Here is a 23,541-nt window from a genome sequence, read left to right as displayed (position 1 = left end):
CATCCTAAAAAATAATTATATGAGTGCAACCTGGTATGAGTGCAAAATAAAGTATAGAAAAATGAATGATTCTGGAGTACAGAAAGTAACTACTGAGCCTTATTTGGTAGACGCTGTATCCTATACAGAAGCAGAATCAAGAATCAATGAGGAAATGTCTGCCTATATTAGTGAAGAGTTTAAAATCACAAATATAAAAGTTGCAAATTTTGCTGAGATACACCCTTTTGAAAATTCTGACCGTTGGTTTAAGTCTAAAGTCTCTTTAATTGCTTATGATGAAGAAAGTGGTAAAGAGAGGAAATCTAATATGTATTTATTGGTACAAGGTAATGATGTTAAAGAAGCTTTTGATAACACTAATATTGTAATGAATGGTACTATGGGTGATTATACAATTCCTGCGATTGCAGAATCTCCTATTATGGATGTATTTGCTTATTTCTCAGGTGAGGAAGGAGAGTTAAGTCGAATTGAAAGGTTCAATACTATAAAAAACTCTGTTCCTGAAGTCGAAGAAGAAAAAATAGAAACCGAGACATCACATTCCGAAATTGATGACACTACTGAAGTTGAAGAACAAGAAGATCCTATAACTACATTTACTCCTGTAGAAGTTCCTATGGCAGTATATGATGAATTTGGAGAGGAGGAGTAAACAACTCATCTCTCGGCTTAAGAGCCTCAACCTTTGGAATTATCTTATCTTTTAGGGTTGAGGCTTTTATAGTTATACAATAAAGATTATTTTACACCATTCCAAATATCCAGGTATATCTTCCACTCTGTATTTACCTTTTTCCATACTATTACATACTTCCCTTTCCAAGTTACTTCTTTACCATCAATCTTTTTGGTAACACCTTCATAATATCCATAATCATAGGCTGTATTATCAACTATTCTGATTTCATCAGGCATAATTTTATGATGAATGATATTAACTCCTTCCGGTAAAGTCCAATAATTTATAATGGCAGGTTTACCAGCCAAAATCTTGGTGTTATTTGGAAATATCTTGGCATCATCCGTATATGAGTTTCCAATTTTTTGGTATGATGAACTCATTACATACCTTGAAAAATCCTCTAGGTTTTGTAGAATATCTTCAATTTCATTTTTATCTCCGATATAGGTTTGGGCTGTGCTTATATTGCACGATAAGCAAATAAGCAATACACTATATAATATTTTCATATGGTTGTTTTTAGTTATTGTTATTTTCAAAAGACTTTCTATAGTAAATCTTACTTACTATCTTCCATTCCCCGTCCACTTTCAATAAATTCATATAATCTATAAACATAAAGTTCGGATATTCTATTTCTAGCTTTGCACTAGCGGTATTTCCGGATATATTAATATAATCGATACGAGTTTTTCTATTCTGTTTAGGTCCTGGTTTTATTACTTTCTTAAAGAATTCAAGCGCATTTATTTCCATATATTTTCCTCCCCTAATTCCTCTCATTATCGCATTAGGGTGAAATGCTTTTTGTACGGTTTCAAAATTGTTATTCGTTCCACCATCCAGGTAATACGATACAGTTTGTGCTACCAGTTTATAGTCATCACTTTGTGCATGTATAGAAGCTAAAGAAGTGGTAAGTAATAAAAATGTTAATACAATAGTTTTCATCATCTGTTTCGTTTTTTAAGGTTTTGTATATTAATTTGATTGTTGAATTGTTTCGATAATCTTTTGAGCCACCAATGCCGAGGCTGTGGGATCCTGTCCTGTAATCAATCTACCATCAATGGTATAATACCCATCCCAACCTTTTTCAGAGTATACAAAGGAGCCCCCATTTTTTCGAATGGTTTCTTCAATAGAAAATGGAAATTGCTGATAATACTTAGCTTCTTTATTTTCGAATTTATCCGGGAAACCATTGACTTTCTTCCCTTTATAAAGGTAACTCCCATCGATTTTTGTAATATTTACGATACCGGCTGTTCCATGACAAATAGCAGATACTACTCCATTATTTTCATAAACTTTTCTACTTATACTTTGTATAGTCTTATTTTCTGGAACGCCAAACATTGCCGCTCCTCCTCCACTATAATACACAGCTTTATAGTCTGAAGCATTTATATCTATTGGTCTCTTAGTGTTTTTAAGCAAATTCATGAATGTAGTATCATATAGGTACCTTTTTTGTATAGAATCTGAAGTTTTGATATACCCAATAGGAATAGCACCACCTTTCGGACTAACAAAATCTATCCGATACCCTTCTTTAACAAATACATCATAAGCCAAAACGATTTCCGCAAAATGATTAGCAGTATTGATATCAGTATCACCATAGGTATGCTGATTAGATGTAATAAATAAAATTTTACCTGCAGAGTTTTTATGTTGTTCGTGAAATGAAGTTTCACAACCCCATATCAGAAAAGCAATAAAAATAAATGATATTGTGTTTCGCATACTGAATTTATTTATCAGCAAATTGAAACTTCTTGATCAAAATTGATTTATGAATTATAAAATAGAAGTTCGGTTTTATAAAATAGTACTAAAAAAACTAGTGTTTTTCTTTCTTATATTGATTTGGAGTCAAACCGGTAATCTTTTTAAAAGCAGTAAAAAAAGTAGACTTAGAATTAAAACCACATTCATAACCTATAGCTTCTGTGGTAAGGTTGTCCTCTATGGTCAATAAACGTTTTGCTTCCTCAATTCGATACTTATTTATAAAAAGAGAAAAACTCTTACCCAAATTATCATTTAAAAACTGAGAAAGATAATGTGATGGTACTTTTAATCCATTAGCCACATCCTGAAGCTTTATATTTGCGTTTTTATATAACTCTTGTTCTATGATCATAGTATGAAGTCGCTCTTTAAAAGCTATAGCTTCATCCTCGCTAATTTTTTTGTTTGCATATTTAACTTGATCTTCAAAAAACATGGTGTTCTTTTTTCTCTTGAAAATCCAGAACAATACCAACAGATAAAAAACAAAAGAAAAAGAAAGAGCACCGACAATATAAGATGTATAAGAGCCAATGTTATATCCTAACCAAATCAAGGTAATCCCAATAAAAATACTAAGTACCCATATGTCTATATCTTTTAGTTTGGATTCTTTAGAAAAGAGTTTTTTTAATATTGACTTAAGAAATATGCCGGTAATAATGATATAGATAAACCATTGAAGATAGATCAATTTTATTATATATCCTGCCCATAGTCTTCGGTATTCCCAATAAGGATATAGCACACATAGCACAATTAGTACAAATGCAGCCGGTAGAATATGTAGTAGCCACGTATTGGATTTTTTATCCGAAAAAACTGCTGTACTATATAAATACAGAAAAGGACCGATAAGTACACAAGCAGAGAGGCCGATTTGAATAAATAACTCAGATAACTGAGGGTTAAAATAGAAAAAAATAGATTTAATTATTCTTACACTTAATACAAACAGCAAAGCCGAAAGAAAATAACTAGATCGTTGTTTCTGTTTAGTAAAAAAACCAAAATAAAGACTTAAAAACAACCCATTAGATGCGCCTAAAGCGCTAAACAAAAAAATCAATTGCTGCTGTACATCCATATCTGTATTTATGGAGTAAATATAAAAAGTATCTTTTAGATATTAGAGGTTCAAAAGTCTCTGGATACAATTCTTTATACAATTACTCTGCTACACTTCATTATAACTCGAAATAAATAACAATTCTTGCAAATCCCTATGAAACCTTACCCAAATACACCCAGTGACCATTTTCTTTGATAAATGAAGAATGCTCATGGATGACTTGCAAAGTGCCTTGTTCATAATAAAACGCCTTAAATTCTACTGTGCCTTCTGTATCTTTTGACATTCCCTTTGATGTATGCAACACTTCTAACTTGATCCAATTAACCGATTTGGTTCATTGTATAATAGATTTCTTTTCTTTAGACGAAGGTCTGGTAGCACTATAATGGCTTTTCATCAGATAATCACCCTTAGCTAATACAAAAGCACTATAGCGGGATCTCATTAGGTCTTCTGCAGTAGCTGCATTCATAATATCCTGATGAACTTTTCCACAACAGGCATCATACGGTTTTGTTAAGCCACAATAACAATTACTCATTAGGAGTTTCTCTATTTTTTTGTTGATGCATCTTTCGAACTAAAGCTTTTAATCGTGCTGCCCTCTCTTCTTTTTCTTTTTTGAGCTTATTCTTTTTGCGCTGCATTAGTTTAGCATGCTTTGCTTTATTATGTGTGTTTTTTTCCTTTCCTTTCTTAGGCATATTCCATTCACTTATGGATTGCAACATACAATTATTTTCAGACTTAATATAAAATATCTTATTGGCCATACATCTGTTATAAATGCTGTGAAATTGGAGATTTTGTACCCTGTTTAATAGTACTATAAACCTGATAAAGCACTACATGAAACCGCATTTATGGTAAATAATATGACTCTATTTATAAATACTCCACATTTCGCTCACCGTGTTTTCGTAAGTAGCTATGTATGATTTTGGCAGTATGGTAAGTGTGTTTTTGAGCAACCAAATAATTTTCGCATTCTTCTAAACTAGATACTTGTTCTGAAAGACTAATAAATCCATAACCTTTATAGATACCGTCTCTAATCATTACAAAACTCTGTTCATCTGCTTCCCTACCTTTTTCTCTGATTACATAGGTCTGCTTCTGCTCTTGTAATTCATGTAGTGCTTGTTGTGCACGAATGTTATATAATGCCACAGATTCTCGATCATCGCATACGCCCTTGCAGTTTTTTATTTTATAATGTGAGCAACTGCCGGTTATGTTCTGCAAATTACAATACTTAGGGCATAAACGGTGATCTTCGCATAGGCGCTCTAACCGCTCTATTGCTTCAGTTTTATGATAAAAGATCTCCGATGGATTATCATTAATCGTAGCCTTATCAATGGCTAATTGCACAATTCCTTTTCTATTGGTATAATGCATGATCCGATAGGTAGCTGCCGGTCTTTTTTGCGCTATATTATACTCTGGATAGTGTTTGCGGATTTTTTCGGCTTCAGATAATAATGCAACCAACTCATTACCTGTCACCTCATAATCAATTGCATAAGTGTTCTGACCCAAAGCATATTCTCTATTCTTTTTGTCATAAAAATGACTGGTCACTCGTTGTTTTATGTTTTTCGCCTTTCCGACATAAATAATTTTATCTTTTTGATCCTTGAATAAATAAATCCCTGTTTCCTCAGGTAATTGATCAATATAGGATCGGTTTAAATGTGGTGGTAAAGTAGCTTGTTTAGATCGAGCGTTTAAAAATGAACTAATAACCTTGTAATTCGGATCTAAGGATAAAATTCTCTGAAACAAGATTACTGTGGCATCGGTATCACCTTCTGCTCTGTGCCTACCCTCTAAAGGAATGTTCAGCGTATTGCAAAGCCTGCCTAAACTATAAGATAGTAATCCCGGAATCAGTTTTCTGGCTAGACGAACTGTACATAGTTTCTTTCGGGTAAAGGCATGCCCAAGGTTTTTAAACTCTCCACGAATTACATTGTAATCAAAATTCACATTATGTGCCACAAAAATGGCATCCTTAGTCATCTCCAGAATACGGTCTGAAATTTCCTCAAATCTTGGAGCATCGCGAACCATATCATTATCAATACCGGTAAGGCCAGTAATAAAAGACGGAATATTTTGCTCGGGATTGACCAACGAAGTGAATTTATCGATGATCTGGTTACCACGTAATACTACTATACATATTTCTGTAATGCAGTTACCGGATATTCCTTTTCCTGTAGTTTCTACATCAATTACAGCATATAGTTGGTCTTGCATAAGATGATAAATTTTGCTATCTGCAAAACTACAATAAAAAATGACAAAATGGAATTTATCCTATTAAATGGAATTTTTCCAAATACTTTAAAACTATCCCCTATTCATATACAATATATCCATAATTCCTAAACGCTAAACAACTACTAATTTCCTAATTCCAGCTGGTTCTTGACCAGATTAAAATAATCCGCTTTATGCTCGACTAGTTCCTGATGATTACCACTTTCTACTATTTCACCATTCTTTAGTACAATAATCTGATCTGCGTTTTTTACCGTACTTAATCGGTGTGCAATGATCAATACTGTTTTTTGCTTAAAAAACCCTTGTAGGTTATCGTGTATTATTTTTTCGTTTTCGGCATCCAATGCACTAGTGGCCTCATCAAAAACAATATAGTGAGGATTTTTATAGACTGCTCTGGCAATAAGAATTCGTTGACGTTGACCTCCTGATATTCCATTACCTGCTGCACCTATTTTGGTTTTTAGTCCTAGCGGTAAAGACGATATAAAATTTTCTATATTGGCTATTTTAATCGCATGATTTAGTTTATCAACATCGATATCTTCATCACCTGTCGCGATATTACGCGCTATAGTATCCGAAAAGATATATCCATCTTGCATCACGACTCCGCAATTCTCACGTATACTTTTTGGAGAAATATCCAAAATATTATCATGATTAAAATGTATCTGCCCTTCTGTAGGATCATAGAATCTAAGTAATAATTTCATCAGTGTGGTTTTGCCGCTTCCACTTGCACCTACTATGGCGGTTATCTTACCTTCAGGAATGCAAAGATCTATATCTTTTAGTACTTCTGGAGACATTGATCCACCATACCTGAAGCTTACATTATTCAGGTGGATTCCTCTCTCGATTCCGTTCTTTTTATAGGTATTAGACCTAATAATAGGTTTCTGCCCTTCTTGCTCTTCTACCGGATGATTTTGTACTTCGTTTAATCGTTCTAAACTTAATTTAGCATCTTGCAACGATCTAAAGAAAGTGATCAATTGATTGATCGGTGAATTCATCTGGCCAATAATATACGATACACTCAATAGTGCCCCTAATGTCATCTTATCCTGAACTACATAGGTCGCTGCTAAAAAAGTAACCAGAATATTCTTTAATTGATTTATAAACTCAAAACCAGAAAGCTGAATCTGATCGATTTTAAGTATTCTAATATTTAATTTAAAGAGTTTTTGTTGGATCTTCTCCCATTCTTTTCTTTTAAAATCCTCAAACTGATTGATTTTCATCTCTGTCACCCCATTAATAATTTCATAAATGGATTCCTGATCCTCACTACGCTGTTGAAAACGATAATAGTCTAATCGCTTACGTTTCTTAAGCCAGAAGAAAGACCAACCTACAGCAATAACAGTTAATAAGAGGTATACTAAAAATATTTTATGATCATAATACCAGAATACTCCGAAGAAAACAGCAAATGTTATTAAGGAAAATAATGTGGTAAGCCCTTGTGATGTTAAAAACTCTTCTATCCGCTCATTATCCTGTATACGCTGAATAAAATCTCCTTTCTTTTTGGTATCAAAAAACTTAATCGGTAACTGTAACATCTTCTTTATAAAATCTGAAATGATAGTAATACTAAGATGTGTACCCACATATAACATTAGCCAGTTACGAAAAATATCTATGGTAATCGATCCCAGGAAAACCCCTAGCTGGGCAGAAAGAATTAAAAACACAAAATCTATATCTTTAACATTCACTCCTTTATCAATCAATAATTGAGTAAGAAATGGAAAGATTAATGTTAATCCACTACCTATCAATAATAAGAAGAACATATAGGTAAGTTGTTTTCTATAAGGTTTTAGAAAACTAAACATATACTTTATAGATACTTTTTCTTTTTTCACCGATTCTTTTTCATGAAACTCTTTTGTTGGAAACAGAAACAATATAATACCTTCCTCATCTCCACATAACCAAGATTTCTTGAAGTTTTCCTCGGATAACCGAACTACTCCATGTGCCGGATCGGCCACATGATAAGTATATCCATCATTAAAAAGGTTTTTAGAGATCTTACGAAGAACTACAAAATGATTTTGGTTCCAATGTACTATACAGGGCATAAAGTCTTTATTGGCTTTGAGATCCTCAATACTAATTTTTGAAGAAACTACATCCAGGCCTATCTCTCCTGCTGCTTCTCGTATCCCACTTAAAGAGACTCCTTCGCGAGTAATCGCAGAATTATCTTTTAAATATTTTAAGGGATAGTTCTTTCCATAACTGCTGGCTACCATACTTAAGCAAGCTGGTCCGCAATCCATATTATCATGCTGGTGTGTAAATTGAAAAGACATTTTATTATTTGATTTTTGAGGTTTGGATGATCTATTGAATCATATTAAGACACATTCTTTATTTTAGAATATGTATGGTTCTCTTAAACAATTTCTATTGCTTTTTTATCATAAAGCAGACCTAGAAAATAGAGCCCCGCATCTACCGGCCAATCTTCTGAGAGCTTTTTAATTAATTCATCTACAGCGATAACTTCATGAGTATTTAATCTTTTGATAATATTTTCTAATTCAGGATGGTATTTAATTTCCATTTTATATCCTCTGGCAAAAAATGTCAATTCGTCTTCGAATTTTACAGAATAAATCTTGAAAAATTCTGGAGTTTTGATCTGCTTGCCGGCCAAAATGCCATAGTCTTCATCTAAATCAAAGGTTTCTTCCGCTTTAAGCGTTAAAGGTAGCCCGGACCATCCTCCGTTACTAAGGATAGCAAGCCTGTACTCTTTACTTACATGATCCAGAATATCCAGAAAACTAGTTTCTCGATGAAGGTTCTCGACTGCTAATAACGGATGTACATTACTGGTATCACTATCTAAAGTTAGTACCGTATCATCTTCATTAATATACTGTACCTGCAAGGATCGAAACATGGCCTTTGTATACGTATCTTTGGTCGGGTTATTAAACCATAATGTTACCGCAACCGATAAATCACCAGAATATCCTAAATGCCATTTATTCCAGGGCATATAATATACATCTCCTGTGCTGAATTCATATTTCTGAGCATGCTTTAATAATGGTTTGATATTGGTATTATTAGGTTTGGACTGTGCTAATTCTTCGTATAAATCTTCTTCCCAATTGTACATGATTTTATCTCCTGGTCCTAAATGAAAATGCATTACATTTTCTCCTCTTCTATCTTGATGAATGCCTAGTGGTGTATATCCGTAATTACCAATAAATATAGTACCGTCTAACCCTAATAATGGATATCCCATTTTCTGGATAAGTGGATCTACCATTTTGCGAAGCATTTTTGCCATTTCATTAGAATACTTTTCGGTGAAATTGAGGATAATGGCGAATTTCTGGTCTTTAAACATCCGGGCTGCATATTGTTCCATATTTTCATGCTCCAATGGAGGTGGTTTATTGAATATATGTTCCTTAACATAATCTTCATTCTGCTCTTCACTGTCCAAATAAAACCTAAAGCCTTCTATATTAACATTGTGCTTATACATATTCCTAAGAATTGTTAATACCTCAGCATTTAACTTATTTACTTGTTTATCATTTAGGGTATTACTAAAGACTTTAGTTTTAGTGAAATTTTCATTTTCAACCAGAAAATTATCCCACCATGCTTTACTAAAATGTTCCGTTTTTTTGATTATTTTTTCCATAATATTATCTTTTAATTCCTTAGAGAGAAATCAGGAGAAATAAATCCTCCCGATTCCTTCATTATGGTTCCAACTATTAAAGTGTTGTAGTGAGTCTGGTTTTGATCTTCACTTTTACTTTTACTTTAACTTTATCTCTACCCCCTACGATTTGTGTTTCTTCTAGTGGAGATAACGTTTTTACATTTAAGAACTCTCTGGCATTGAATTTTTGATTTTTCATTTTGATAAAATTTAATATTTAGATAATTGAATCACAGTTTACAGACATTAGATTCCTTGTTGGTCTCAGCTTGCAAGCATTATCTTAACTTCAATACGATCCCTGTACAACTGGTATAATCAGCTATAATTAGATGTATTAAACAGTATGTTTTTACTTAATTCACCCTCTCTTTTTCTACTTCATTCTTGGCTTCCCGATCTTCTCTATCGATCTTCTTGCCTAGATTGTAGGACATTGCAATTTTAAAATTTCGGGTATCATAATAATTTTGAAAACTGGTTCTTAGATTATTAGAAACTCCAATATATTCTGGCCTACTACTGCTCAGTATATCATTGGCAGCAATCGTAATCTGGAGGTTCTTATCCAAGAAAAACAGTTTTAGGGAGGCATCTAGTTGGGAAAACGCGGTGTTTCGATCCAAATTATCTACACCATCAGATGCTACTATATAGGTAACATTAGCTAAAATGTTATTGTCTTTTTGTAATACAATGTCACTACTAATAAAACTTTCCAGGTTCCATCCGGACAAAGATTGATTGGTGATCGGTATCTTTGATTCAGCATGACTATAATAGATATTCAATGCAGCATTAACAGATAACCAATCCCACGGTTCTATCGATACCATCTCAAACAGTCCTATGATATCAGTTTCTATAAAGTTTCTGGCCACGATCATCTGAGTATTGGTGGCTTGATCAACGTCTGTAACAAACTCGAATCCGTCAGAAAGTTTAGAATAATAAATTGAATTTATCCAATTGTCTCCATGTGCATATTCTAATTCTATATTAGTGGTGAATGAAGGCTGTAGCATTGGATTACCTTCTGAGAAAGAAAATAATGAAGAGTACCATCTGAATGGGTTTAACCACCCAAAAGTAGGCCTGTCTATTCTCCTTCCATAGTTTAATGATAGCGTATTATCATCATTAATCATATATAACAGATATGCTGTGGGAAAAAGTTCTGTGTACGAGTTTTTGTTAATTTGATTTAGTGTAATAGAATTTCCTTCTAATTGAGTGCTTTCCATCCTTAACCCTAACTGTGCTTCCCACTTTTCTCCTATCGCCTTGCTAGCAGACACATATAAAGCCTGTGTATCTTCTTTATATTCGAATTCATTACTTTGCATTGGGTCTATTATCGGAATCCCTGTGGTTAATTCATTGAATAGCACTCCATTTTTGGTATCTGTAAAGGATAGTTTACCCCCATAATTAAAATTGACATCTTTTATAGGATGCTGCATATCTATATTGACAGCATAATTAGATATATCCTGATCCCCAATATTCTGTGCTGCAAAAAATGAATTAGGAATTGTCGCTCCATTCGCAAAAAAGTTGTTGGATGAAAATATCCTTTCGTCATCACTCCTGTATTTAAAATAATCCACATCCAAGGATAATACCCTACCAATTGTATCCATCTCATAAACCATATGATAGTTTATAGAATTGTAAGCTCTTTTTCTATATGTTTTAGACCTGGTAATGATCAATGAATCGACTAATCTCGTTGCTACATTTGTGAGCGTAGTTCTATTATTTTCTTCTATATTAGGTTCATTATAACTTCCTAGAAGTTGAAATCCTGTTGTTAGTTTTTCTGAGAGTTTATAATCTACCCCTAGCTTATATCCCAAAGCATTGGTAAAATCTCGTGTTTGATGCTGTTCGAACCAAAATTGTTCCGGATAATCTATATAGTACTTTTTATCTGGTGCAATTGATCCCTTAGTATAGTTAACATCAGAAAATAAGGTAAGTTTATTCTTCTGATATGTAAACCCCATACCAAAATTTCCGGTAGGATATGAAGCCTGTTGGTATGCCGATCGAATTGCCAGGTTCCAACTATCTTGCCTACTCTTCTTAAGCTTAATGTTGATTAGCCCACTATTGCCTTCTGCTTCATACTTGGCAGGAGGATTGGTAATTACTTCTATACTCTTAATATCATCAGACTTGATAGTTTTAAGAAAATTGGTTAAATCCTCTCCTGAAAGTTGAATGAGTCTATCATCAACCAGAACTCCCATACCACTTTTACCAATCATTGAAATCTGATCATTCTGGACTCGTATTCTGGGAGTGACTTTTAGTGCATCCAAAGATGATCCTCCAGAGGCTGAGATAGATTGCTCTACATTAAATACCAATCTATCTACTTTTCTCTCGATAAGTTTCTTCTCGGCTGTAATCACTATTTCGTTTAGTTGAGAAGCATCCTCTTGTAAGGTGATTTCTCCTATAGTAAGATCTTTAGAAACTGTAATACTACTGCTATATTTTTTATACCCTATAAAAGTTATAGTTAAGACATAATCTCCTGGCTCAACCTCTAATAAAAAAGATCCTTTTTCATCCGTAATAGTACCTTTTACAAACTCATTATTACTATTGGTTAATACTACGTTAGCAAACTCTATATAGCTTAATGAGTCTTTTACAGTTCCGGTAATCTGATGCTGTGCGAAAATGCAAAAGGGAAAAAATAAAATTGTGAAAAATTGATTGCTCTTTTTCATGATGTTCTTTATTGTGATAGTTTTTCATAAAACCTGTAGCAGTTTTACGATTGTAAATTTATATGGGTAGTAATTTTCTTGAAAGAGAGCTTTGCCCTTATTTGGATAGTGAAATAGATTCTTTTGTACAGGACAAATAACTGAAGAAATACTTGGTCATACGTAGTATAGATTTAGGGATTTTTTCCTAAAAAATATTAGTCAAAACACGGTTTACTATACATAGAATTTTCAATATTTTTTAAACCCTGAATATCAATAAAAACAGAGTGAAACAAGAGGTTAACCGAAACCAAAAGGTTAACATCTCTTCACTATTTTTTTATATTTTTTGTTTCCATACAATTTTTTTTACCTAAAAACCGAACGCTTTTATACTAAAATCATAAAGCTAAGGTTATACTATACGCATAGAATTATGTTTTGAGTGTCCCCCTTGAATACTGTTTATTTTAAAAAGTAAAAACCTAAAACATTAATCTTATGAAAAGTGAACTGAAGTTCTTAGGAGCGGTATTTGTGTCATTTCTTTTATTTTATTGCTCTGATGATGACCCTTCTGGTAATCCAAACCCAGATCCGGACACAACCGATGCTACTACAACCTTAATTAGTACCTTAAGTGTGCCTTGGGAATTAACCTGGGGACCAGATAATTTTCTCTGGGTAACAGAGCGAAATGGGAAAATCAGCAGAATTAATCCGGATACAGGTGATCAAATAGATGTAATCACCATTAATAATGTAGCACAAGTTCAGGAAAGTGGACTATTAGGAATGGTGCATCATCCAAATTTTAATACTGATCCTTATGTATACACGGTATATACCTATAGACAAGGTAATGATTTGGTAGAACGATTAGTGCGTTTTACATATAGCAATAATGTCTTATCTGATGAAATAACATTGCTAGATAATATACCGGCTAATAACATTCATAGTGGTTCTCGTATACTCATCACTCCTGACCTTCACCTAATGATGACCACAGGAGATGCAGGGAATACAAATCTATCACAAGATATGAATTCATTGGGTGGTAAGGTTCTTAGACTTAACCTGGATGGCAGTATACCTAGTGATAACCCTTTTCCTAATAGTTATGTTTATAGTGTAGGCCATAGAAATGCACAGGGATTAGTACAGCTTGCCAATGGTGAAATTTATAGTTCTGAACATGGCCCTAACACCGATGATGAGATTAATCGTATTATGGCAGCTGCTAATTATGGATGGCCCAATGTAAGAGGAGTGATTGATACGCAAAGTGAACAGGATTTTAATAATACCACCCCAACGACTGAATCTATTTTTAACTGGACGCCAACTATTGCTCCGTCCGATCTGGTATATTATACTGGTAGTCGAATTCCGCAGTGGACGAATAAGTTAATAATGACTGTGTTAAAAGAACAGCAGTTAATTGCGCTGACCTTAAGTGCTGATGGAACTACTATTGTTAATGAAGAAGTATTCTTTTCAGGAGATTTTGGTCGTATTCGAGATATTGCAGTGTCTCCAACCGGGCGTGTTTTTATAGCAACTAATGGAAATTCGTATGGGGATACGAGTGCTACACATCGTATTATAGAGATTAATAAGATTGAATAAAAAAGATCTATTTATCAATAGTTACTTTATTATCTTTTTTTAATTCATTCAAAATAAGGAGAGTTGTGGGGTCTCCGTGCAATGTTAATTTATTAATAACTTCTTCTAAATGTGCGCTATCTCTTAAATGAAATTTCATAATCAAGCAATCTTTACCAGTTATCCTTGTACAGGACTCCATCTCAGGATAATCACCTAACGTATCAATAAATGGTTGAAAATTAATTCTGTTTACACTCATCATAATAATTGCAGAAAGCAGCCATCCAAGTTTTGAAGGATTAACCTGTGTTATATATCCTGTAATCACCTCAGCATCTTCTAACCTTTGTACACGTTCTGCCACTGCAGAAGGAGAAAGTGCTACTTCTCTACCAATCTGGGCAAATGATAAACGTGCATTTTTTTGTAATAATTCTAAAATTTTTCTGTCCAAATTATCTCTAAGCATATAATCGTTGGTTTTTATACTGAAATAAACATTTTTCATTTGTAAAAACAAAAATATAGCAATGATTCCTCTTCGAAGTATCCATTTTAACATATAACTTTGAATTAGTAAACTTAATAAAACAAGTCAATATGTTCGGAATTATCAACTTTAGCACTTTTTTAATTGCAGGTATTATCCTTAATCTCACTCCTGGAGCAGATACAATGTATATTCTGGGAAGGAGTATTTCTCAAGGAAAGAAATCTGGAATTATATCCGCTCTAGGAATAGCATCCGGCGCTATCTTACATTGTGTTTTTGCAGCCTTAGGCTTATCCATTTTATTAGCAAAATCTGCATTAGCCTTTGATATTGTCAAATATACCGGAGCTCTTTATCTTATCTATTTAGGAGTTATTTCTTTACTTTCAAAATCTAAAGCTAATACCCAAAAAAACGAAGAAGGAAACGATAAAAAAATAAAATATTCGAAGATTTATATTTCAGGTGTTTTTACGAATCTTCTTAACCCAAAAGTTGCTCTGTTCTTTTTAGCATTTTTACCACAGTTTATAAATCCTAACTACGCTAAAGATTCTTTACCATTTTTGATTTTGGGTATTACCTTTGTGCTTACAGGTACAATATGGTGTCTTGTATTAGCTTTATTTTCTGCTAGGTTAGCCTCTATGATTAATAGAAATCCAAAAGTTAAATTATGGTTGACAAAAACAACTGGAGGTCTTTTTATTCTATTAGGAATTCAAATGGTGTTGCAAGATTAATAAATAAGTAGAGATATCTAAATACCTGTTTTAAACAATTGGGGCAACTGCTCCATCATCTATAGGTATGGGTATAATTGTATCCATATCAGCTAATCCAATAGTTTTTAAAAAGTCATTAGAAAACAACTTTTGCATTTCTGGAGAAAGCAATTTATTTCGTTGTGCTTTCCAGGCATCTGCTTTATCACTAAACATATAGTTTACCAAACCTGGAAATCCCCAATCTGCATTTTTACCCCAATGCATAGTGAATTCTATGTTATGTTGTTGCAAGACTTGTATCATCCTACGAGAGAACTCTTTTAAACTCATTAATTTTCTACTTTTTTCCCATAATACTCCATCGATCTCAATCACACAACTAATAGGAAACTTTGTAAACGCCATAGTGGCCTCAGATTGTTTTACAAACCTCATCGCGAATATTCCAGGGATTGGCCCTTCATTTATTGTAAGATCTGTCAATATTTTTAAAACTTTTGATGAATCTTTATGGTCTACACCAAAAGAACAGGCAAAGGCGGGACCCTGATATGGAGCATCCCAAAAGGTCTCATACAGAGTGCCTAAGGTTTCTTCATTAACCTCCGGAAGAATTGTTTTTTCTAATCGTTTAATAAACCAGGGTATCGCCTTTGGAAATTTTTGACTAATATTAATCAAAAGATAAATCAAATCCCTATATACTGATTTCTCTATGGTGGTAAAAGGATCCGGATATGGTGTAGCATATGCTTTTTTATACATTGCTTCCACTACATACTCAGGATCATCTACATACTGATTAATAAACACTTTATAATGATATGGTCGGTTAGGTTTTCCATGGGCATCGGTTTCTTCGGGAATTATAAACCCAGAATTTTCGAAATCCATGGTATCAGCCATTTTCAAGGCAATATTCTTATCGATTTTTCGCACATAACGTTTCAGTAAAAAACGATCTTCGGCTTCAATAACTACTCCATGTATAAATCCAAAAGATCCTAAACTTACTAAGGCTGCATTGAACGTGTCATCATCTCTTATCACTCTTGCTTTAATTTTATAAGCATAAGCATCTGTAAGAGCAGGTTTAGTCTCTCGTTCTATATATACTATATCATCGTCATTAGGTCCAATTATCAGGTTTAATCCCACAACATAATCTTGTACAGAACCTACATCTAATGCAGAACCGTGCACCCCTGTGGAGATACATCCAGCAATAGTCTGTCCATTACTGGCCCCGGTTGTCTTTAGAGATTTTCCATGGGCACCCAAAGCTTGAGAGATTTCTTTTATAGTATTTCCACATTGAAAGAAGAACAGATTGCTTGGATCATAGGATGAATCAGAATGTACTTCATCAGATAGAATAGGAAGGTCGATATTCATATAACTATTAAAGTGCATTCTATCCGAATGATGCGCAATATTAGACATAGACCATCTAGACCCATAAGCACGAAATCCATGATTATGATCTTGTGCCTCTTTAATAAGTCTTTGTATCTCTTTTGCAGCATCATTATATCGATCTATAGAAGAAGGCATATTTGTTTTTCCTTCTAACTCTGTAATCTGTAGCATTTTTAATCTAAAAGGACCATTTCTATGTAAGGTATCCCATTCAGATTTTTGAAAAGTTGTTGTAGTTGCCATTGGTTGTTTAATTTTCAGTTTTCATACAAACATATTTTACTCTTACCTTTCGCTTATTCCCAAAAGTGACAAGGTATAATAGTGATCCACCAAAAGTATTTTTATATTCTACAGAGTGTAATTTTCCTGATGAACATCCCTCCCGTTGTGTTCGAAGACCAATAGCATCGGTAGTTGTGCCGGCTTTGATCACTGTATCTAGTATGATGACTCTTTTATTTCGATAATCATCATCGTTATCATTCATAGGATCAGGATTAGGAGTACCCATTGTACTTACTATCTTCACAGAATAGCAAGAAAAACATAACAGTACTAAGCATAATACTCCGAGTCGTTGTAACCATTTAGTAGTTATCATGATGTGTGGTTTATAATATTAGTGTCAAAAATCAGATATAAGTAAACATATGTTCTACCGGAACATATAGTATGACGACTGTAAAAAACACGGGGATTGTATTATCTAAAACACAGCTTAAAAGTACTTATAAATATCAAATCATATAAGAGGAAAAAAACCCTTTTTTCTGTAAGCTTTATCTCAAAATATATTTCAAGTATTATAAGATAGGTAATTGACTAAAAATGCACACTGTATACAATGTGCAAGTCAGGCCAACACTCGTACATGCTCATATAACATCTGTCAAAAACACCATAAAAGAATTAAAACACATCGTTAGTATACGGTAAAATTCCCCTATAAAACAGGGGTTTATACTTATATTATATCGTTATATACTTTCATAAATTGCATAGCATAAGAAACGACTTATTGTAAAGTCTAAAATTAAAACTCAGATAAAAATTAATATTAATAAACCTAAATTTTTTAAGTTATGTCAAATGCAACTTCAACACAAAATCCAGTAATTAATGAACAAGGGTCTGCTTCAATCGATTCTGGTCAATTTGCTACCTGGAACACAGCTAATGGTTCTGCCTCTACTATTACTATTACAAATCCTAGTAGAGCAAATACCTTAACTTTCACCATAACAGGAGCGCCAGATGGTGTACACTGTTTTGATAATGGGGTTTCTAAACCTATCAACAGTCTATTTAATATTCCGCCAAATTCTCCATCCTATAGTGTAGTTGGTAATGGGGATTTTAAAGGAGCGGTAGTAACTGTTTCAAATATTACAAATGCTCAGAATGATGCACCTGCACAGATCCAGGCTCAAACTACAAAAAGTTAATATGAAAAAAGGGTTGTGTATGCATTACATAACCCTACTTTTTTTATTTTTTGCATGTACCTATGTAAACGCTCAAAATTCATCAAAATCCAAACTGGATACCGTGGCACTTTCACGGAATGAATATGCAGAATTACAGACCAATAATGGATCACAATGCATCTGTTCTATTAATAATATCAGTAAAGCTCAGGAAGCTACTGTGGTCACTACAGGGGATACGCAAAACATAAAATTTAACGATAGTACCAATTTTAATGGTATTCATGTTCTGAAAACACGACAACAAATCATCGCGGTTGCTGATTTTAGAGGCAGCCAATTGATTGTATCGAATCTTTCTCCTTATGAGGTAATGGTCATTGTATCCATTTTATGTCCTAAGGGTGAATAATGCCATAAGAATTTCAAAATAGTTTCGAGCTAATCTACACCCGATCACAACCTTGAAATTCATTTTGGTATAGTATTTATTTACGTCACACACAGATTATTCTAATATTATGGGATCAACTCAACATAATACCGAGGGTACCCTTTTCAGTAATGTGAACTCAGGAAATCCGTCATTATATATTAATACCTCTCCAAATTTGGGCTCCTGGTCAGCCATTGTGTTACCTAAAAAAGCTACGTATACAGACACTACCCTTACCTTATCAAAAGCAACAACATTAAAAGTGTATTTTCTTTTTGCAGAAACTGCTCCTGAAAAAGAAAACATAATCGAATATATTGAAAAAATACGTACATATTTAGAAAAATATCGTGAGCAGTTTCAGGATAACCTGACGACTGCATGGCTTACTGAAATTAATGCTGATCCAACTAATAAAAATGTTATCGCAATTAACTTTTATGTAAATTCTCAGGGAGTTATCAAAGTTAGCCAAACATTTAATTATACGATGGGAAATGGTTTTGCTACACTTTCTATCCGTAACAATACTAAAGTATCCTTTATTCCTGAAGGTGCTGCAACACAAATACAACTGGACTATAATTCCAACAGTCCTAATATGTCTTTTAACAGCAAAGAATATGGTAGTGATACCCTATTAAATAAAAACATATCCATATCATTTACTCAGTTTGCTTGTGGTGCTTTTGGATTTCCTTTGGGATTCAACCTGAAAAATGATTTTAAAGCTTTCTTTTTGGAAACCTGTTATTATCATACAGATTCAACAGATGATAGCATCAAAAAATATAATTATCCTGTTTTCAAACCGTTATCTGATACCGAATACGCTATGACCCAAGCAGCTATAGATCCTCTCGATATCAGTAATTCGACCGGTCTACGTACTTATTTTGCATTTACCGGAATAACTTACAATACCAATAACAGTACATCAGTTCCTTGCTGTCTACCTAGTTATTTTTCTCTAAATACTGGATATCCAATAATTCTATGGCCAAAAGTAGATCTCATAGAAAACAGTAACCCTGATAATAACCAAATACCTTCTGTTCATAGTTCAATACTTATTATTTCTCCTAGAGATTATAAAGAAACTGAACGTTTCTATTTGCAACCAGAAGGAGATTTCTTTATGGAACCCGGAGCTGATCAAAAAGATTATGCAGATGAAAATGGGCAATTCGATTTTTTGCCAGGGCTATCTGGTACAGAAACTATTTCATTTACACCCTATTCTAATAAAAATGGAGTTCCAACAGGAGATACCTTAAGATTTAAAAGTAAAGAACCTGCTTACGCTCCAAATTTCCCAGCACAAGAACTCTCTCTGACGAATCCAGGCACAAATGACCCTACATTAGATAAAACCTATCTAACAGGATGGGCGAATATTATTTCTGAGATTTCAGAAAATGTACAATACGTTTCTCAACCCGAAGGAGCTTCCTTATTTGCTAAAGATCACGGAGTAAGTCAGACTTTAAATGGTAAAGCAAATGTATTAGGGTTTTATGAACCCAGTGTAGATATGCCTCAGGAAGATTTTTATGTTCCTATCGCTCCATATTTAGCAACAGAAGCTAATCCACAGTTTCCTGGAAATGAAAACCTGACTTCATTTGAGTCTCAGGTACTGAGTAAAGAGCGAAAAACACTCATCGCAAATCAATTAACAACAGCTAGAGTATCAAAAAGTGCTGCCAAAAGAGACAGGTTACTTAATAATACAGAAAGCAACTATACCAGTGCAACAACTCCACAAGGTTTAATCGCTCATGTTAACAATATTGGTTCCTGGAGTTTACTTAATCTGGGGCAAAATGATATCCACCCAGGAGCTACTCCTGAATATTTATATCCTGAGAATCAGACTCCAACAGATCCTGCACAATATCAGATGAGTTTTATCAACTTATCTAATACATTACAAAGTGCATTTATGACCAATCAGCAATTTCTAGTAGTTACACAAAACAATCACTTGGGTAAACTATTCTCCAAATACGATAAAGAAGGAGGTCAACCTACCACCGAAGCAATCTTTAATAACAAAATGTCTATTGAAGATTGGCCTTTTCATATAAATGTAGGAATAGAAAACACATATGCTGATTATAATAATGTGTTGATATTTAAATTCTGCAACGGAACATTATTAGAAAAAGTTAAAAACCCAAAAACCTGGACACAACCTAATACATTTAATACTGAAGGTGTTAAAGACCCTGCAAATGCATATCAACAACTCATAGCCATCTCCTCCTGGGTACAAAACTACATGCAAGAAGCAGAGGAAGCTTACCAATATGGATTAGATCATCCAGAAAGTAATCAAGCTATTCTATACGAGAAATTTCATAACATAATCAATAATGAGCACTGGAATGGAATATTGGTTCTTAAAGCAGATATTGATTTAAAAGAGTTTCCTCAACAATTAAAAGGGCTCATTTCTGGGATAGATCTCAATAGGTTTAATGCTCACCATTTTGGAATCGAAGTAAATAAAGTAAATGCCAAAGGCCTGGTACAAATGGAAAAGAACAGCTCTCTTTTTGGGTTGATTAACTATTTGGACACCGCATATCAACAACAACTCATGCAAGGATTGAATGCCAATAAACCAGTACCACCACTTGCGGGAGCTACCTATGATTTTAAAGTGCTTCAATTGCAAGTACTATTTGAGAACACGGCTATTAAATTCTTTCAGAGTAAGGTACAATTAACTATGAATAACCTATTCTCTGACACTGTCATTGGTACAAATAATCGATATGGGGCTAAAACTTTAAATACAATAGTATTAGATGGTACCTATCAGGATCATGATGGTACACCTGTCTACGTTTTTGAAAATACAGATGATAACTTGTTTTATTTTGACAGCAACCTACTTAAAAATGTAGAGATCACAAAAATTCAGTTCAATACCCTAACCACAGATCCGAAGGCTACTCATATAGAATCTCGATTCTCAATGTGGGGATATTTGAACTATGCAGTCATGAAAACGATTATCCCAGCAACTGTAGATAGTGAAGAGACAAGTGTTACAATGGACGCTTTTTCATTTGGTAAAGGAGATGGGACAGATACCGATATCATCGATGGATTAAACTATAGCAATTTATATATAGATATGGCATTTGATATTGCCACACCTACGGTGGTGTCATATGAATTTGATGCTTCAGAGATTGTATTTAATTCTAACTTAAGCTCCACAAGATCACTTAGCCTGTATCCAAATTTTGCATTACAAATCAATAATTTGATTAGTGGTAATGATGATACACTACCTTCTGGTATGGGATATCTCAATTTAAGCCTTCCCGGAATCAATACCACGGGACTCTCCGGGGATTGGTACGGGCTAGAAATGACCTTAAATATGGGAACTCCAGGTGAACTGGCTTCTTCCTTGGACTTTAATGCCAGTTTATTAATCGCTTGGAGTCCGGGAAACAAAGCTACAGACACTGCCTATAATGCATTTGTAGGCATTAAACTCCCTGGTACCAGTAGCAATGCTAAACTACTTAGTCTACAAGGAGTACTAAAATTATCTATAGACACACTGAAATTAGAATATGTTGAAGCCCAGCAGTCTTACTTGATGACTTTAAGTAAGATCGCATTAAAATTTCTGGGAATACTTAAACTCCCTCCGGGAGGAAGCACCAACTTTTTGCTGTTCGGCAATCCTAATCCGGGAGCCACAGCAAAAAGCCTGGGTTGGTATGCTGCATATAATAAAACTAAATCTTAGACCATGGCTAGAGTACTCTATTGGAACATACAGCAGTTTGGAATTAATAAGGTCAATAGCCCCTATTTTAACAGAAGACAGATAGGTAGTACGCTAAATATGCAACAAGCTTCTACTCAACGATTACAGTATATAATGAGTACACTTATTGCTAATGTGCCTGATATTTTTGTGGTAGTAGAGACATCAACAGGTGCTGGAGCAGAAGGGTCATTGATAACAGCTGGAGGACAACAGGGAGCACTGTATTTGTTAGGTAGAATACGAGCAAATGCAGCAATAGCAGGAAATTGGAGGTTAGTTCCTCCACTTATTTTGGGACAAGGAGGAGTAAGCGAAGGTATTTCTGTTTATTATAATAGTGCTAATCTGCACTTTAGCGGTCCCTGGGGATGGCAAGGAGCAGCAAATCCTTCTGATTCAGTAGCCAATATAGGAGCAGGAAATTTAGTTGCTTACGCCCTACCTTGGAATAATTCATTACCAGCAGTAGCCGTTCCGGCAGGATCTAATATTAATCCCGGGATTAATTCTAATAGACTAGCGGGCCAATGGCAATTTAGAGGAGCTCCACCACTTGGAGGAGGCCCAGGTCCGTTACTCAATTTTCCAGCAATAGGTAATAGGCCTCCTTTTTTAACCACATTTTGGGAACCAGCTGGTGGAAGGACTATTAAAGTTTTTGCTTATCACGCTCCACCGCATAATCCTGCTGCTAGAAATGGAACAAATACAATTTCTCAAATCCATGAAATAAATAATTTAGGCGCTAATGAAGTTGCCGTTGTTGTAGGTGATTTTAATGTAGATATCAATAGTGCAAATGCAGCAGGAGCATATAATAACTTAATAGCTGCGGGATATGCCAGACACATCAATCCATCCCCTGCTCCTGCAAACTACCCCGTTCAGGGATATGTAGCAACACATATGAAACATAGTTACAGAAATGGAGCAACTCCCTGGAACACCAATGGATACCCAGCATATGGATATGCAGTAACCCAATATATGGGAAATAATACCAGTAGTATTGATAACATACTAACAAGATATGGCGGAGGAGGAATAGGAGCGCCAGCCAATATGACCATAGTAAACCGAGTAGCAGGTTCTCCATATAACAGAGTTATGCCAATTCCTGCAGGAGCAGTTCCTGGAGCGCTAGCTTATAATTCTGCTATGGTTCTAAATGGAATGGGACAACCAGTAGCATTACCATTAGCAGGTGTTGTACCGGGAACAGTTGGGGCCTTAAGTAATTTTAGAGGTTGGAACAACTATGGACATATCAAGAGTGCCAGCGATCATATGGCTTTAGTAATAGATATATAACAGCACACACCATTG

The 23,541-nt window shown here is 34.3% G+C and carries 20 protein-coding genes and 1 pseudogene; 7 read left to right on the top strand and 14 right to left on the bottom strand.

All coding sequences use genetic code 11. The annotated features are described in order from the left end of the window. The first annotated feature begins 19 nt into the window (after positions 1-19). Positions 20-658 (top strand): DUF4494 domain-containing protein, encoded by a 639-nt coding sequence (locus J8M14_RS04370; protein ID WP_211073360.1) that lies wholly within the window; start codon positions 20-22, stop codon positions 656-658. Positions 659-744: 86 nt separating this feature from the next. Here J8M14_RS04370 and J8M14_RS04365 read toward each other — a convergent pair whose 3' ends face one another. From J8M14_RS04365 to J8M14_RS04315, 11 genes and pseudogenes are all read right to left on the bottom strand, one after another. Then, positions 745-1,197 (bottom strand): nuclear transport factor 2 family protein, encoded by a 453-nt coding sequence (locus J8M14_RS04365; RefSeq protein WP_211073359.1) that lies wholly within the window; start codon positions 1,195-1,197, stop codon positions 745-747. Positions 1,198-1,207: 10 nt separating this feature from the next. Beyond that, positions 1,208-1,642 carry a nuclear transport factor 2 family protein gene (locus J8M14_RS04360; protein WP_211073358.1) on the bottom strand — a complete coding sequence of 145 codons (435 nt, stop codon included), beginning with the start codon at positions 1,640-1,642 and terminating at the stop codon, positions 1,208-1,210. A 27-nt stretch (positions 1,643-1,669) separates the two neighbouring features. After that, positions 1,670-2,437 (bottom strand): type 1 glutamine amidotransferase domain-containing protein, encoded by a 768-nt coding sequence (locus J8M14_RS04355; protein WP_211073357.1) that lies wholly within the window; start codon positions 2,435-2,437, stop codon positions 1,670-1,672. A 97-nt stretch (positions 2,438-2,534) separates the two neighbouring features. Then, entirely contained in the window at positions 2,535-3,572 is a 1,038-nt protein-coding gene (locus J8M14_RS04350; protein ID WP_211073356.1) for a helix-turn-helix domain-containing protein, read from the bottom strand. Positions 3,573-3,708: 136 nt separating this feature from the next. After that, positions 3,709-4,032: pseudogene (locus tag J8M14_RS04345) on the bottom strand (YchJ family metal-binding protein). 61 nt (positions 4,033-4,093) lie between these two features. Continuing rightward, complete coding sequence (locus J8M14_RS04340) at positions 4,094-4,333, bottom strand: hypothetical protein (RefSeq protein ID WP_211073728.1); 240 nt, start codon at positions 4,331-4,333, stop codon at positions 4,094-4,096. Positions 4,334-4,445: 112 nt separating this feature from the next. Next, positions 4,446-5,825: an exonuclease domain-containing protein gene (locus J8M14_RS04335; protein WP_211073355.1), complete on the bottom strand. Its 1,380-nt coding sequence runs from the start codon at positions 5,823-5,825 to the stop codon at positions 4,446-4,448. Between the two features lie 146 nt (positions 5,826-5,971). Continuing rightward, positions 5,972-8,185, bottom strand: a complete 2,214-nt coding sequence (locus tag J8M14_RS04330) for a peptidase domain-containing ABC transporter (protein WP_211073354.1) — start codon at positions 8,183-8,185, stop codon at positions 5,972-5,974. A gap of 83 nt (positions 8,186-8,268) precedes the next feature. After that, positions 8,269-9,543 carry a hypothetical protein gene (locus J8M14_RS04325; protein ID WP_211073353.1) on the bottom strand — a complete coding sequence of 425 codons (1,275 nt, stop codon included), beginning with the start codon at positions 9,541-9,543 and terminating at the stop codon, positions 8,269-8,271. Positions 9,544-9,619: 76 nt separating this feature from the next. Continuing rightward, positions 9,620-9,766, bottom strand: coding sequence for a hypothetical protein (locus J8M14_RS04320; RefSeq protein WP_211073352.1), 147 nt, complete (start codon positions 9,764-9,766; stop codon positions 9,620-9,622). Positions 9,767-9,923: 157 nt separating this feature from the next. After that, positions 9,924-12,311: an outer membrane beta-barrel family protein gene (locus J8M14_RS04315; protein ID WP_211073351.1), complete on the bottom strand. Its 2,388-nt coding sequence runs from the start codon at positions 12,309-12,311 to the stop codon at positions 9,924-9,926. 483 nt (positions 12,312-12,794) lie between these two features. Here J8M14_RS04315 and J8M14_RS04310 point away from each other — a divergent pair, with 483 nt between their 5' ends. Next, positions 12,795-13,925, top strand: a complete 1,131-nt coding sequence (locus J8M14_RS04310) for a PQQ-dependent sugar dehydrogenase (protein ID WP_211073350.1) — start codon at positions 12,795-12,797, stop codon at positions 13,923-13,925. A gap of 7 nt (positions 13,926-13,932) precedes the next feature. Here the strand turns inward: J8M14_RS04310 and J8M14_RS04305 are convergent, their stop codons facing one another. Further along, positions 13,933-14,469, bottom strand: a complete 537-nt coding sequence (locus J8M14_RS04305; RefSeq protein ID WP_211073349.1) for an Lrp/AsnC family transcriptional regulator — start codon at positions 14,467-14,469, stop codon at positions 13,933-13,935. A gap of 38 nt (positions 14,470-14,507) precedes the next feature. Here J8M14_RS04305 and J8M14_RS04300 point away from each other — a divergent pair, with 38 nt between their 5' ends. Beyond that, on the top strand, positions 14,508-15,143 hold the full coding sequence (locus tag J8M14_RS04300) for a LysE family translocator (protein WP_211073348.1): 636 nt from the start codon (positions 14,508-14,510) through the stop codon (positions 15,141-15,143). 30 nt (positions 15,144-15,173) lie between these two features. On the opposite strand, the gene J8M14_RS04295 is transcribed toward J8M14_RS04300, so the two are convergent. Together J8M14_RS04295 and J8M14_RS04290 are read right to left on the bottom strand one after the other, a co-directional pair. After that, complete coding sequence (locus J8M14_RS04295) at positions 15,174-16,790, bottom strand: FAD-binding protein (protein ID WP_211073347.1); 1,617 nt, start codon at positions 16,788-16,790, stop codon at positions 15,174-15,176. 7 nt (positions 16,791-16,797) lie between these two features. Further along, positions 16,798-17,151, bottom strand: a complete 354-nt coding sequence (locus tag J8M14_RS04290; protein ID WP_211073346.1) for a hypothetical protein — start codon at positions 17,149-17,151, stop codon at positions 16,798-16,800. Between the two features lie 481 nt (positions 17,152-17,632). Here J8M14_RS04290 and J8M14_RS04285 point away from each other — a divergent pair, with 481 nt between their 5' ends. The 4 genes from J8M14_RS04285 (at position 17,633) to J8M14_RS04270 (ending at position 23,526) form a co-directional block, all read left to right on the top strand. Continuing rightward, on the top strand, positions 17,633-17,995 hold the full coding sequence (locus J8M14_RS04285) for a hypothetical protein (RefSeq protein ID WP_211073345.1): 363 nt from the start codon (positions 17,633-17,635) through the stop codon (positions 17,993-17,995). A gap of 19 nt (positions 17,996-18,014) precedes the next feature. After that, positions 18,015-18,389 carry a hypothetical protein gene (locus J8M14_RS04280; RefSeq protein WP_211073344.1) on the top strand — a complete coding sequence of 125 codons (375 nt, stop codon included), beginning with the start codon at positions 18,015-18,017 and terminating at the stop codon, positions 18,387-18,389. 109 nt (positions 18,390-18,498) lie between these two features. Continuing rightward, positions 18,499-22,191, top strand: coding sequence for a hypothetical protein (locus tag J8M14_RS04275; RefSeq protein ID WP_211073343.1), 3,693 nt, complete (start codon positions 18,499-18,501; stop codon positions 22,189-22,191). A 3-nt stretch (positions 22,192-22,194) separates the two neighbouring features. Further along, a complete protein-coding gene (locus J8M14_RS04270; RefSeq protein ID WP_211073342.1) occupies positions 22,195-23,526 on the top strand; it encodes a hypothetical protein in 1,332 nt (443 codons plus the stop codon). Positions 23,527-23,541: the final 15 nt, after the last annotated feature.

The organism is Aquimarina sp. MMG016 (genome assembly GCF_018100805.1).
GTDB lineage: Bacteria > Bacteroidota > Bacteroidia > Flavobacteriales > Flavobacteriaceae > Aquimarina.
The sequence above is the reverse complement of the archived record's forward strand: the minus strand, read 5'-3'. Positions and strand labels throughout refer to the sequence as shown.

Bases quoted from the DNA above. Each gene is read 5' to 3' on its own strand.
- J8M14_RS04370 (WP_211073360.1), top strand. From the start codon at position 20: ATGAGTGCAACCTGGTATGAGTGCAAAATAAAGTATAGAAAAATGAAT.
- J8M14_RS04365 (WP_211073359.1), bottom strand. From the start codon at position 1,197: ATGAAAATATTATATAGTGTATTGCTTATTTGCTTATCGTGCAATATA.
- J8M14_RS04360 (WP_211073358.1), bottom strand. From the start codon at position 1,642: ATGATGAAAACTATTGTATTAACATTTTTATTACTTACCACTTCTTTA.
- J8M14_RS04355 (WP_211073357.1), bottom strand. From the start codon at position 2,437: ATGCGAAACACAATATCATTTATTTTTATTGCTTTTCTGATATGGGGT.
- J8M14_RS04350 (WP_211073356.1), bottom strand. From the start codon at position 3,572: ATGGATGTACAGCAGCAATTGATTTTTTTGTTTAGCGCTTTAGGCGCA.
- J8M14_RS04340 (WP_211073728.1), bottom strand. From the start codon at position 4,333: ATGGCCAATAAGATATTTTATATTAAGTCTGAAAATAATTGTATGTTG.
- J8M14_RS04335 (WP_211073355.1), bottom strand. From the start codon at position 5,825: ATGCAAGACCAACTATATGCTGTAATTGATGTAGAAACTACAGGAAAA.
- J8M14_RS04330 (WP_211073354.1), bottom strand. From the start codon at position 8,185: ATGTCTTTTCAATTTACACACCAGCATGATAATATGGATTGCGGACCA.
- J8M14_RS04325 (WP_211073353.1), bottom strand. From the start codon at position 9,543: ATGGAAAAAATAATCAAAAAAACGGAACATTTTAGTAAAGCATGGTGG.
- J8M14_RS04320 (WP_211073352.1), bottom strand. From the start codon at position 9,766: ATGAAAAATCAAAAATTCAATGCCAGAGAGTTCTTAAATGTAAAAACG.
- J8M14_RS04315 (WP_211073351.1), bottom strand. From the start codon at position 12,311: ATGAAAAAGAGCAATCAATTTTTCACAATTTTATTTTTTCCCTTTTGC.
- J8M14_RS04310 (WP_211073350.1), top strand. From the start codon at position 12,795: ATGAAAAGTGAACTGAAGTTCTTAGGAGCGGTATTTGTGTCATTTCTT.
- J8M14_RS04305 (WP_211073349.1), bottom strand. From the start codon at position 14,469: ATGTTAAAATGGATACTTCGAAGAGGAATCATTGCTATATTTTTGTTT.
- J8M14_RS04300 (WP_211073348.1), top strand. From the start codon at position 14,508: ATGTTCGGAATTATCAACTTTAGCACTTTTTTAATTGCAGGTATTATC.
- J8M14_RS04295 (WP_211073347.1), bottom strand. From the start codon at position 16,790: ATGGCAACTACAACAACTTTTCAAAAATCTGAATGGGATACCTTACAT.
- J8M14_RS04290 (WP_211073346.1), bottom strand. From the start codon at position 17,151: ATGATAACTACTAAATGGTTACAACGACTCGGAGTATTATGCTTAGTA.
- J8M14_RS04285 (WP_211073345.1), top strand. From the start codon at position 17,633: ATGTCAAATGCAACTTCAACACAAAATCCAGTAATTAATGAACAAGGG.
- J8M14_RS04280 (WP_211073344.1), top strand. From the start codon at position 18,015: ATGCATTACATAACCCTACTTTTTTTATTTTTTGCATGTACCTATGTA.
- J8M14_RS04275 (WP_211073343.1), top strand. From the start codon at position 18,499: ATGGGATCAACTCAACATAATACCGAGGGTACCCTTTTCAGTAATGTG.
- J8M14_RS04270 (WP_211073342.1), top strand. From the start codon at position 22,195: ATGGCTAGAGTACTCTATTGGAACATACAGCAGTTTGGAATTAATAAG.